The organism is Winogradskyella bathintestinalis (genome assembly GCF_030407435.1).
Taxonomy (GTDB): Bacteria; Bacteroidota; Bacteroidia; order Flavobacteriales; family Flavobacteriaceae; genus Winogradskyella; species Winogradskyella bathintestinalis.
The window spans coordinates 582,110-595,017 of sequence record NZ_JASDDK010000001.1; the positions used below are offsets into that span (position 1 = coordinate 582,110).

Here is a 12,908-nt window from a genome sequence, read left to right on the forward strand (position 1 = left end):
AATTTATTCCGGCTTTCCCACCATATAAAAATCCAAATGTTTCTTAGTTAAATCTGTGTTTTTAACTTTTACAATTACTTCATCTCCAAGTTGGTAGATGGTTCCTGTTTTTTTACCAACCATAGCATACTGATCTTGGTCGAACTGGTAATGATCGTCTTTCATATCCCTTACACTTACCATACCTTCGCATTTATTAGAGATGATCTCTACATAAATTCCCCAATCTGTAACTCCCGAAATTACACCCAAAAATTCTTCATCTTGGTGATCTTGCATAAATCGAATTTGCATGTATTTAATGGAGTCGCGCTCAGCTTTTGTAGCTAAGTATTCCATATTACTAGAATGTTTACATTTCTCTTCGTAAACTTCTTCATTAGCTGATTTTTCGCCATCTAAATACCGTTGCAATAAGCGATGAGCCATCACATCTGGATAACGACGAATTGGCGAAGTAAAATGACTATAATAATCGAACGCTAATCCGTAATGGCCAATGTTATGCGTAGTATATTCGGCCTTAGACATGGTTCTAATCGTCAAGGTATCGACTAAATTCTGTTCTTTTTTACCTTCAACGTTTTTAAGCAAATTATTTAAAGAGGATGCAATACTGCCTTTATCTTTAAAGTTCAATTTGTGTCCAAAACGTGCTACAACAGTTTGAAGCTGAGCCAATTTTGATTCATCTGGTTCATCGTGAACACGGTAAACAAAGGTTTTTTCTGGTTTTTTCTTTCCAACGAATTCCGATACTTTTCGGTTGGCCAATAACATAAATTCTTCAATTAATTTATTAGCATCCTTACTGGTTTTAAAAAATACACCAACTGGATTTGCTTCATCGTCCAAATCGAATTTCACTTCAACCTTATCAAAAGAAATCGCTCCTTCTCGCATTCTTCGTGACCGCATTTTTTTGGCAAGTTCATCCATTTTAAGAATAGCATCAGCTATCGCTTGGTCAGTTTTATAAGGCTTACCTGTAAGCGAAACTTCTTTTGGAATTTCGTTTGTTTTAGATTCTATTATAGCTTGCGCTTCTTCGTAAGCGAAACGCGCATCAGAATAAGTGACCGTTCTTCCGAACCAATCATTTTTAATTTCACATTTATCATTCATTTGAAACACCGCAGAAAAGGTATATTTTTCTTCATGCGGACGTAATGAACAAGCCCCATTAGATAATACTTCTGGTAACATTGGTACTACTCTATCTACTAAATAAATTGATGTTGCGCGTTCGTAAGCTTCATCATCTAAAACCGTTCCTGGTTGTAAATAATGTGATACATCTGCAATATGGATGCCTATTTCATATAAACCGTTATCTAATACTTTAAATGACAAAGCATCATCAAAATCCTTAGCATCCTTCGGATCTATGGTAAAAGTAAGATCTTTACGCATATCACGTCGCTTAGCGATTTCTTCAGGTCTAATTTCTAAATCTATGTTATTGGCATAGTCTTCAACTTCTTTAGGAAATTCACTAGGAAGTCCGTATTCTGCTAGAATAGCATGAATTTCTGTACTGTGTTCACCTGGTTTTCCTAAAACCTCAATGACTTTACCGTTAGGCGAATCTGCTTTCTCTGGCCAATCTTCGAAAGAAACTAATACTTTATAACCATCTTCAGCTTTCATTGTTTTATTGATAGGTACAAAAATATCAGTGTACATTTTGTTACTATCAGGAACTACAAAGGCAAAATTCTTCTTATCGTGAATTTGAATGGTCCCCACATATTCCGTTTTTGCACGTTTTATAATATTGGTTATTTCGCCTTCTTGTTTGCCTCTATGTTTTCTTTTGTAAGCATAAAATTCTACTTCATCACCATGTAAGGCTTTGTTAATATTATTAGAAGCAATGAAAACATCATTTTCAAAATCATCTGAAATAATATAACCATTTCCTTTAGAAGCGAGATCTAAAATACCTGTATGATATTCGGTACTTACGATAGCCTTAAATTTTCCACGGTCTACTTCTTCAATCTCTTGCTTGGCTTTAAGTTGTTGTAATTTCTTAATAATTTGATTGCGACTACTAGCGTCATTAACACCTAATTTAGCTGCAATCTGTTTATAATTATAAGTTTGATTTCTATCTTTTTTTAAAATACTAAGAATTGTATTTGTAAGGTTGGAAATCTTATTATTTGATGATTTCCTTTTTTTCTTATTTGTCATTTAATTTGTAATCTATTATTGAATTTATCATTGTGAATAAAACGCAGAATCTGAATTTTAAATGAGATTCTAAACTATTACACTACGTCTGCATTTAGTGTAACACTCGCAATGACAGTATTGTTTTAAAACCTAATTAGGGCGGAGAGAGGTTATTAAGTTTGGTACAAAGTTACATTATAATTTTTGAATCATGTTTAGATAAGGTTAAATTAATAAAAATTGATGTTATCAACATATATATACATATTATCATTTTTCTTTTAAATTTTAAAAAATAAAATAGTGGTTATTATAGTCTGTTAATATCTGCTATAACTTTTTGAAGTTTTATTTTGAATACTCACAGTTTACAATTTACTACAATTTAGTTAACATTAAATTTACATATAAGTACTTCATTTTAAAGCGAATTTCAAAAGCTATTAACAACTGTTAATAACCGATGTTAATAGAATTAGCTTATATGTATTTTTAAAAATACTGTTCATTTCATTACAAATGATGTTTAATAACTTCTTTTAAAAAAACCGCTAACTAATTAGGTTATCTCATCTGTATTTTGGTTTGTAAAAATTTATGGATAAACCTAATTTTATTTTTAAAGACTTGTGAACAGTTATTAACAAGTAATGAGTGTTTCTATTAACCGACTTTTATTATTTGTAACTTTGTGTTCTAAAATTAAATAAATAATTGTTATTATGAGGTTAGAAAATATTATTAAATCTTTAATAATATTGTCGCGCTTCTTTATAATGACTTAACAGTTAAGGAATGAACATTTCAATAGGAAACGATCACGCAGGTCCAGATTATAAATTTGCTATCGTAAAACATTTAGAAAATAAAGGTTATACTGTTAATAACTACGGAACCGATACATTAGATAGTGTAGATTATCCAGATTTTGTACATCCAGTCGCTAAAGATGTCGAAGCTAAAAAAGTAGATTTTGGTATTCTTATCTGTGGAAGTGCCAATGGTGTGGCTATGACAGCCAATAAATATCAACATGTTAGAGCAGGTGTATGTTGGACCAATGAAATCACAGAATTAACACGTTTACATAATAATGCAAATATTATCTGTATTCCTGCGCGATTTACGTCGATTCCACAAGCGCTTAAAATGGTAGATACTTTTTTAAACACTAAATTTGAAGGTGGTCGTCATCAAAATCGGGTGGATAAAATTCCATTATCCTGCTAAAATTTCAATTGGTTATAAATTAGATACCAATTTAAAATTGCTAAAAATATGAGTCATTCACATTCTCATAATCATGCACACACACACGATCTTAATGGTCGTAATCTTATCATCTCCATTGCACTTAATATTGCTATTACAATTGCACAAATAATTGGAGGTGTATTGTCTGGTAGCTTGGCCTTACTGAGTGATGCACTTCATAATTTTAGCGATGTCGTATCTTTATTGATAAGTTACATTGCTAATAAATTAGTAAAACGAAAAGCGTCTTTAAAACGCACCTTTGGTTATAAACGAGCCGAAATTTTAGCCGCTTTTATTAATGCTTCTACTTTAATCATTGTTGCAGTACTTCTTATTATAGAAGCTGCTGAACGTTTTCAGAGTCCACAACAAATAGAATATAACTTAGTAATTTGGTTATCTATAGTTGCTATTTTAGGTAATGGTTTTAGCGTGTTGTTATTAAAAAAAAATGCGGACGATAACATGAATATGAAGAGTGCTTACCTTCATTTGTTAACAGATATGATGGCGAGTGTGGCCGTTTTAGTTGGGGGGTTGCTGATGAAATTTTATCAAATTTGGTGGATCGATAGTGTTTTGACTTTCGCAATTGCCATTTATCTAATTTGGATGGGATTCGATTTATTAAAAGCATCGACCAAAGTATTGATGCTATTTACACCAGATGCCATTCCTATAGATGATATTGTTAATAAACTAAATGGTTTTGATGCTATTAAAAATGTACATCACGTACATGTATGGCAATTGAACGAAGAAGAAATTCATTTTGAAGCTCATATTGATTTTGAAAAGGACATTTTATTATCTGAATTTGACGTTATTCTGAATAAAATTGAAGAATTTATATATCATAATTACGATATCAATCATGTTAATATTCAACCAGAATTTAGTAAAACGGATGCTAAAGATATTATTGTTCAAGATTAAGAGCCCTGCAGAAACTTATATCTCGTAATAAATAACATAACGATACCACACTTTTGCACGACTTAGCAATGAGGATACATTAATTATATTGAGAATTACATCCAAAACTTTCCGAGAATCAACTACTCTACAATTAACACTTACTAAGAAGTGAAATCTTTGTAGTAGAGTAAAACTGTGCTACCAAAACATTGCTGTTACATAATAAAGAGTGCTTTATGTCATAGCTTCTGCTGAAATTTTTATAGATGTTGCTATTCATTAAAAACATCGACGAAATGCACTTTCTTATAGTTTTAGAACAAAAGCCCACGTTTCGTATCATTTTTTTTAAATTTTATAGCTAAAATCATACACTTGCTCTGTAATAATAATAATTGACCTAATTAAAAACATTAATGCTGACTAAGAATACACAGTATTTTTCAAAAATTGTTAATACACAAATTTTTATAAAAATCATTTAAGTAATGAAATGTTCCTAATTAAATAATAAATAGTAATAGCCCCATTCTCTTATCTAAAACCGTCAATACTATAGAAAATATGAATAAGGAATCCACTTATAGAAGCAAAATATTTGTAATACTAATAATCTTAAGTTCTGCAATTGTAATATCAGAAAATATTGCTGTTACTTTTTTAGAAAAAATTTAAAACGAAATATAAACAATTAAATTAATTAAACATTTATGAAACAAATTTACCTTTTAACCTCATTTTTATTTTTTACTATTTTTAATTTAAGTTCACAAACATTAGATGTCAATTTTACTGGGAACTGCGGTAGTTACATTGGCATTGCAGATGATAGTGAACTATCTCAATCTTTCACTTCGGGCTTAAATGGAAATTTAACTAAAGTAGGGGTTGGTATTAGTATTGATGCTTGTACTGAAACTTCTATAGTTAATGGTACAGCTAAAATTTATCAAGGTACTTGTGCTGGTCAATTGTTAACTACACAATCATTTTCTTTTGCAACAGGTTCATCATTATCAATAAAAGAGATTATTTTTACTACACCTGCAATAGTTACTTCTGGAGAGGTTTACACTTTAGAGCTTTCGGTTAATCCTAACCAACCTTGTACTATTGATCCCTTTATGCCAGATGAAGATAGAAGTGTTTTTATACGATGGCATTTAGAAAATGAAGCTAATTGTGGGGGAACGTATTCAGGAGGTACAGCTTACGACCCGGGATGTGTAATATACCCTGGTGATTTTTATTTACAAACTTATGTAGCACCAAATTTAAGTGGAAATAATGCGTTAAATTTTGATGGAAATGATGATTATGTTGAATTAGGTAACAATGCAATTTTCGATATAACTTCTCAAATTACATTAGAAGCATCAGTATATTCTACACAACTTACAGGAGAAAACAATATTATTACAAAATTTGGAGATTCTGTTTACCGAGATTCCTATTTATTAAGAACAATCAATGGAGTTGTTTATTTTGACCTTAAAATAAATGATACTTGGGTTTCTGTTAATTCAATAAGTGCAATACCACTTAATACTTGGTCTCATATTTCAGCTGTTTATAATGGAACTTCTATGAAATTATATATAAATGGTGTGCCTAATACTACGGTACCTCAAACTGGGAATATTGATGTCTCTACTTCTACTGTAAAAATTGGAAAATGGAACGGATCAAATTCTTTTAATGGAAATATAGATGAAGTTAGAATATGGAATATAGCAATATCGGATTCTGATATTTTAGATAATTATAATACGGAATTAACAGGAAATGAAATTGGATTAGTCGCATATTATAATTTTAATCAAGGAACAGCAAATGGTGACAACACGTCATTAACTACTTTAATGGATTTATCTGCTAATAATTTAATTGGAACTTTAAATAATTTTCAATTAACTGGTATGACTTCTAATTGGGTTGGTGGTGTTGATTTTTCAACATTATCACTAGAAGATAATTTTAGTTTAAATAGAAGTGAAATTTCATTATTTCCAATACCTGCTCATGAATTTATTCAAGTTTCTGGTCTATCAAAAACAGAAAATTATAGAATTTATAATATACAGGGAACAAAAATTAAAAATGGTTTTATATCTAAAAATGATAAAATTGATATTCAGAACTTAACAAATGGCATGTATTTTTTACAAATTAATGGGCAAAATACTCTGAAATTTATAAAAAAATAACATAAAGTAAATTTTTTAAAAACAGTCAAAAGTTTAATTTATAACGCTCTGACTGTTTTTTATTTAATATAATTAGATGGAAGTATTAACCTCACAGTTTCTATATTTGAATACTTAACTATTACCAATTTTGAATTGCATGTTAATGGTTTAACTTAAAAAAAATCGTATCAAATTAGTAATGTGCTAGGCAAAATAGTAATGCAAGGTTATATTGATTCTAATGTCTCGACCCGAGTAAATGGTTTAACTAACGGGCTATATTTTTTAAACATCAATAACCAACAAACCTTTAAGTTCATTAAGAATTAGAGACCAGGTAAATTATTGTTTCTAGGGAAGTAAAGAGTCGTTTAATAATAGCGGCTCTTTATTGTTTTAATAAAGTAAATTTTTATGTTTTAATTTATAGTTATATGTTAATACTTAGAGTGAAATTTATCATCATCCATATTCTTTTAATTTTAAGTTGTTTTATAGGTTTTGCGCAATCTAATGGATTTAGCGACCTATATAATGAAGCAAATACCTATGTTAGAAATCACAGCCCAACGGAAGGATTAGATTATATAGACATTTTACTTAAAAACGAAAAAAGTATACTCGCACGGCAAACTTTAAATACGGTAAAATTATTTCCTATGTTGAGTGCTGAAATGTATGATATTATTATAGTTAACTCTTCAAAATTATTAACCGATTCCCAGCTACCAAAAAATTTAAGAATTGTTATTCATTTACGACGTGCACTGGTGTACGAAATTACAGAGCTTTTCGATAAGAGTAAATTAGAATTAGACAGGGCTTCTGAAATTTTAGGCGATTCTAGCTTTCATAAGAGTGAATTAAAGGCCGAGCTATTATATCGTTACGGATCTTTATATAGAATTCAAGATATGGATACCATTGCAGAAAATTATATAAACCAAGCATTGTCCTTTTCTAAAGCAAATAATCACTATGATGCTTTAGCGGTATCTTATATGCTAAAAGGATTTTTTACAAATGCAGATTACCAAAAGCAAACGGACTACTATTACAAAGCGTTACACCATTATAAATCGCATCACGATTCTTTAGGTACATCTGCAATGTATTTTAACTTGAGTAAATTGAATTTTAAACTGAAAGATTATCAAAGTGCCTTACATTATACGGATTCAATTATGGTATATGCAAAACCATTCCCCTATTTCTTTGCATATAATGAAGCGTATCAATTAAGAGCTTCAATTTTTAAAGCCGAAAATAAATTGGATTCTGCTTTAATCAATTTTGAAACGTATCATAAATTATTCCAAGAGACCAATTTAGATAAGCAAGCGTTGAATGTTAGAGCATTAGAATATCAATTTGAAATTGAAAAAGAGGAAATTGATAAAGCACAACTTGAAATAAACAATAAGAAAATAAATGATTTTAACACTAAGTTAAAATGGGCTATTTACAGTTTGGTAATAGTTTTGATTGCCTTTATCATTTCCGTTATTCTACTTAAAAAAAGAAATCAAGTAGTGAAACTCGCCAAAAAAAATATTAATACAAAAAATAAAGCACTTCAAGTTAGTATAAAAGAAAAAGAACTGCTTCTCAAAGAATTAAATCATCGTGTTAAAAATAATTTATCCTTAGTATTAAGTTTAATAAATTTTCAGAAGCAAGAGATAGAAGATGAATTCTATAAATCTAAGTTTGTGTCTTTACAGCAACGTATAGAAGCGATTTCAATTGTACATGAACAAATGATGCATTTTAAATCAGGTAGGGATTTAGAAGATGCTCAAAATTTAAATGACTATATCCAAAAAATAGCAAAATCACTAATTCGTTTAGATAGAAGAACAGTTAATTTTAGATCTCAAATTCCAGAAATTTTTGTAACTATGGATGTTGCGGTACCAATAGGTATTTTGATAAATGAATTAATAGCCAATAGTCTCAAACATGCCAAAGTTCAAAATAATTTATTAATTTCTATAACCATCGCAGAAGCTAATAATAAACTTCACATCGACTATTTGGATAACGGTAAGGCTTTTGAAGTTGATAATAAAAAATCGAGCTTGGGTCTCCTTATTATCGATAGCATGATTAAACAGTTAAAGGGAACATATAATCGTGAGATAACATCCTACCATATTCAAATAAATAAATACAAGCATAGTGATTAGAAATATACTAATTGTAGAGGACGAATTGTTAATAGCTAATTTAATTAAAGGCTATATTGAAGCTTATAATTACCGTTGTGTTGGCATTGCTGTAGATTATAAGCAAGCCATAGAATTATTGAACACTAAACGGATAGATTTGGTACTTTTAGATGTTACAATTTCTAGTTCTAAGAACGGTATAGACATTGCCAATTATATTAATAATACGTCTCAAATACCATTTATCTATTTAACTTCTCATAGCGATCAGGCTACTTTAAAACAATTAGAAGCAACCGAACCAAATGCGTATTTATCTAAACCCTTTAAGCAAATAGATATTGTAACGGCCTTAAATTTAGTAACTAAAAAAATTAAGAATAATAGTTCAATTTTTGAATTGAAAATTGGGAAATCTATTTATAGTATTGATGTTGATGATTTAATGTATATAAAATCAGACCACGTATATTTGCAGTTGTATTTTGCTACTACGGATAATTTATTAGTACGTGCTTCAATAGATCATATATTAACGTTATTTCCAAAAGATAGTTTGGTTAAAGTTAACAGAAGTACAGTTGTAAATCTTAATTATATAAAGGCAGTACATGGTAATATTGTAGAATTAGATACTATTGAATTTAAACTTTCTAAGATTTATAAACAACAATTAGAACGTTCGTTTTTTCAAAATTAGAAATCATTGATTACAAAATTAAATGCTTAAAATAGAAACTAAAACTTTTAGAGAATTAACTACGCAACAACTCTACGATCTACTTCAATTAAGAAGTGAAGTCTTTGTAGTAGAACAAGATTGTGTGTATCAAGATATAGACGGAAAGGATCAAAAGGCACTTCATGTTTTAGGTTATAAAAATGAAAAATTAGTGGCTTATACAAGAGTATTTAAGCCAGGTTATTATTTTGAGGAAGCTAGTATTGGCCGCGTAGTTGTAGTTAAAAAAGAACGAGAGTATAAATTTGGAAATGCTATAATGAAAGCTTCAATAGAAGCTATTAAAGCACAGTATAATGAGACCGAAATCAAAATTTCAGCGCAATGTTATTTAAAGAAATTTTATAATAATTTAGAATTTTTTGAATCAGGAGAAGAATATTTAGAAGATGGCATTCCGCATATTGCTATGTTACGCACTTAGATTAATTAGATTTATCGTAAATACGAGTCACCAAGATTTCAACCCGTCTATCTAGTTCTGGTTCACCACCCAGCGGTTGTTTTCTTCGCATACCAGCAAATTTCATTCGGTAATGTTTTACACCTTTTTTAGCCAAATAATCATAAACGTATTTAGCTCTAGCCACTGAAAGATTTCTTTTTTTAGTTTTTCTATCTACAGCATCTCTATTACCTTGTGTACAACAAACATGACCTTCAATAGTGAAATATATATTGGTGCGTTTTGCAAGTATTTCAGCAATCTTATCTAGTACAAGCTTAGAATCTTTGGTTAAATAGCTATAACCGGTTCTAAATAGCAAATTTTCGAGTAAAATCTTATCCCCTTCTTTCAGATCTCCGTTTAGAATATCTTCCGTATTTACTTTTTCTGGTATGACTTCTTTGGGTTTTGGCGGAAAAACAGGGGTAACAATTATTTCAACTTTACGATTTAAACCACGAATTTTACTCAAGTTTTCTTCGCGAATAATATTTACTAAAATTTCACCTTTACCATCAACGTTAGTAATTACCGATTCATCAAATTCATTATTAGAAAACACTTCTTTTATTGCATCTGCACGATTTTGCGATAGCACTAAATTGTAATTATCACTTCCTCTATCGTCAGTAAAACCATAGATGGAAATCTTTTCAATATCTATATCTTCAATTTTAGATAAAAATAGGAGTAACCTACTCTCTTCGGTTTCTGGAATATCGTGTTGATCAGTTTCAAAATAGACCTCATGCTTCAATTCTTTTTGAGAAAAAGAGAGCTGAAAACATAGGCATAAAAAAACAATTAGGGGTCTCATGTGTTGTTTTATATTGTTTCAAAAGGGTCTCACATAAACGCTTATAATTATATAATTTTCTATTTGAATATAAAAAAACGATTATAATTACGTCGGTTTCATTTATAATTTGACTCTAAATATAAAAAAAATAAATTTCTATCTCAAAATACTCGCATATTGCGTTGGATTATTAATGATACTCAGAGCTTTTTTTATTTCAGCATTATGTGTGGTGTAATAGTCATATAAACCTTCACTGTAAAAATAACGTTTAATAATCTCGTCAGTTAGCAATGATTTTAATTGGGTTTTATTGGCTTCAACGGCATTAGCTTTATACGAATGTAAAGCATCAGTCAAATCTTTATAATCTGAAGCAATTACGGCATCGAGTTCTTCTTCTTTTGCTACATATATAGCATTTGTTAACGCTTTTTCTGTTTTTGTTTCAAAATTAAAATTATTAGCTTTTATAAATGTTTTAAATGCTTTGAAGTCTGAATCCGTAACTTCAAAATTTTGTAAATCTTCAATATTATGACTGTAATAATAATCAGTTGAAAAGTTAAAAACTAAATTTTCATTAGATATGGCTTTGGTGATCGGAGTTTGTTTTGCAAATTCGACTTCAATATCGGGTTGTACACCGCCTCCATCAAAAACATTGCGACCGTTTCTAGTTTTAAAAGCATTGTAATTTTCTTGTTGGGTTCTTGTAGCTTTTCCGTCTGCATCACGATTCCAATAGTCTAAGGCCTGAATACAACGACCCGAAGGCGTATAGTATCTTGAAATGGTAATTTTCATTTGTGTACCATAAGTTAAAGGCTTTGGTCGCTGTACTAAGCCTTTTCCGAAACTTCTCGTTCCTACGACCACAGCACGATCCATATCTTGTAATGCACCCGAAACAATCTCGCTTGCCGAAGCACTATGACCATCAATTAATACCACTAATGGAATTTCGGTATCAATGGCTTCGCGTTTTGTATAATAGGTTTTGTTATATTTTTTAACTTTAGACTTGGTGGTAACGACCAATTGATCTTTTGGAACAAAAATATTGGTTACGTTAACAGCCTCATGAAGCAATCCGCCGGGATTTCCTCTAAGATCTAAAATTAATTGTGTTGCTCCTTGGTTTTTTAATGCTTTTATTGCTCTAATAGTTTCTGAAGAGGCTTTATCATTAAATTTTCTTAACACCACATAGCCTGTTTTCTCATCTACCATCGCATAGTAGGGTACCGCTTTAATTTCTTGAGATTCTCTAATAATTTTAACTGTATTAGTTTTGCCTTGACGCTTGTAGGTAATAGAAACTTCTGTACCAGCAGCCCCTTGTAATAAGTTGGCAGCATCGTCTTTAAAATCGGCAACATTTACGTTATCTACTTTTATAATTTCATCTCCAGCTTTAAGTCCCGCCTTATCAGCAGCATAATGTTGATAGGGTTCTATTATAACCAATTTGTTCTCTAAGGTAAGCACCCTAGCTCCGATACCTGTATAATCGCCCGCGTTGTTAATTCTAGACGCTTCTACATCTTGTTCATTATAAAATTGTGTATAGGGATCTAAATCATCTAGCATACTTTTTATGGCCGTATCCATAAGTTCGCCAGGATTGGTATCATCTACATAATTCATATTAATTTCTTTAAAAAGCGTCGTAAATATTTCTATTTGTTTGGCAATTTCAAAAAAGTCGTTTTTAAATGCTGTTGTACCAAAGAAGAAAAGTACGGCTACAGCAGGAAATACTATTTTCTTATAAAGCGATTTTTTCATTTGTTCATTGAGTTAGTCCGCAGTTTTTTCGGTAAATTTCCGAAACAATATTTTCATATTTGTATCTAGTTTATCAAGCGTTGTTTGATCTTTACTAAGGTACAAAATCATAAACGCATAAGAAGCAGAACTATTGTTAAAATGAAGTGGTTTATTAAGTCTGTACGCTTCGCGAAGTAAACGTTTTATTCTATTTCTAGATACCGCCGTTTTATGCAATCGTTTGCTTACGGAAACTCCAGTTTTTAATTGTGATCCATCCTCAAAATCTGTTTTAAGATATATAAGTCGTAACGGATAAGCTGTAACAGCCTTTCCTTCAGTAAAAAGTCGTTCGATAACTTTTTTACTTTTTAGTTTATCTTTTTTCGAATAATTGAAGTTCACATTAATAGCTTCAGGTTTAACAAAA

11 protein-coding genes are annotated in these 12,908 nt (G+C 30.2%); 7 read left to right on the top strand and 4 right to left on the bottom strand.

Translation table 11 applies throughout. The features are described from left to right. Positions 1–3 precede the first annotated feature (3 nt). Positions 4–2,199: a ribonuclease R gene (gene rnr / locus QMA06_RS02315; protein WP_290205238.1), complete on the bottom strand. Its 2,196-nt coding sequence runs from the start codon at positions 2,197–2,199 to the stop codon at positions 4–6. Between the two features lie 777 nt (positions 2,200–2,976). On the opposite strand from rnr, the gene rpiB reads away from it, so the two are divergent. From rpiB to QMA06_RS02345, 7 genes are all read left to right on the top strand, one after another. Further along, positions 2,977–3,411: a ribose 5-phosphate isomerase B gene (rpiB, locus tag QMA06_RS02320; RefSeq protein ID WP_290205239.1), complete on the top strand. Its 435-nt coding sequence runs from the start codon at positions 2,977–2,979 to the stop codon at positions 3,409–3,411. 48 nt (positions 3,412–3,459) lie between these two features. After that, a complete protein-coding gene (locus QMA06_RS02325) occupies positions 3,460–4,374 on the top strand; it encodes a cation diffusion facilitator family transporter (RefSeq protein ID WP_290205240.1) in 915 nt (304 codons plus the stop codon). A 692-nt stretch (positions 4,375–5,066) separates the two neighbouring features. After that, on the top strand, positions 5,067–6,563 hold the full coding sequence (locus QMA06_RS02330; protein WP_290205241.1) for a LamG-like jellyroll fold domain-containing protein: 1,497 nt from the start codon (positions 5,067–5,069) through the stop codon (positions 6,561–6,563). Between the two features lie 174 nt (positions 6,564–6,737). After that, a complete protein-coding gene (locus tag QMA06_RS16500; protein ID WP_407704294.1) occupies positions 6,738–6,875 on the top strand; it encodes a T9SS type A sorting domain-containing protein in 138 nt (45 codons plus the stop codon). A 104-nt stretch (positions 6,876–6,979) separates the two neighbouring features. Then, on the top strand, positions 6,980–8,734 hold the full coding sequence (locus QMA06_RS02335; RefSeq protein ID WP_290205242.1) for a sensor histidine kinase: 1,755 nt from the start codon (positions 6,980–6,982) through the stop codon (positions 8,732–8,734). Continuing rightward, on the top strand, positions 8,727–9,416 hold the full coding sequence (locus tag QMA06_RS02340; RefSeq protein WP_290205243.1) for a LytR/AlgR family response regulator transcription factor: 690 nt from the start codon (positions 8,727–8,729) through the stop codon (positions 9,414–9,416). The genes QMA06_RS02335 and QMA06_RS02340 overlap by 8 nt, the downstream gene beginning before the upstream one ends. A 22-nt stretch (positions 9,417–9,438) precedes the next feature. Beyond that, positions 9,439–9,882: a GNAT family N-acetyltransferase gene (locus QMA06_RS02345; protein ID WP_290205244.1), complete on the top strand. Its 444-nt coding sequence runs from the start codon at positions 9,439–9,441 to the stop codon at positions 9,880–9,882. Between the two features lies 1 nt (position 9,883). Here QMA06_RS02345 and QMA06_RS02350 read toward each other — a convergent pair whose 3' ends face one another. The 3 genes from QMA06_RS02350 to rnpA all read right to left on the bottom strand — a co-directional run bounded on the left by QMA06_RS02350 (position 9,884) and on the right by rnpA (position 12,883). After that, complete coding sequence (locus QMA06_RS02350) at positions 9,884–10,723, bottom strand: OmpA family protein (protein ID WP_290205245.1); 840 nt, start codon at positions 10,721–10,723, stop codon at positions 9,884–9,886. Positions 10,724–10,861: 138 nt separating this feature from the next. Next, positions 10,862–12,496: a S41 family peptidase gene (locus tag QMA06_RS02355; RefSeq protein WP_290205246.1), complete on the bottom strand. Its 1,635-nt coding sequence runs from the start codon at positions 12,494–12,496 to the stop codon at positions 10,862–10,864. A 12-nt stretch (positions 12,497–12,508) separates the two neighbouring features. Further along, the gene (gene rnpA / locus QMA06_RS02360; protein ID WP_290205754.1) at positions 12,509–12,883 is read right to left on the bottom strand and encodes a ribonuclease P protein component; all 375 of its coding nucleotides are present in this window, start codon (positions 12,881–12,883) and stop codon (positions 12,509–12,511) included. Between the last annotated feature and the right edge of the window lie 25 nt (positions 12,884–12,908).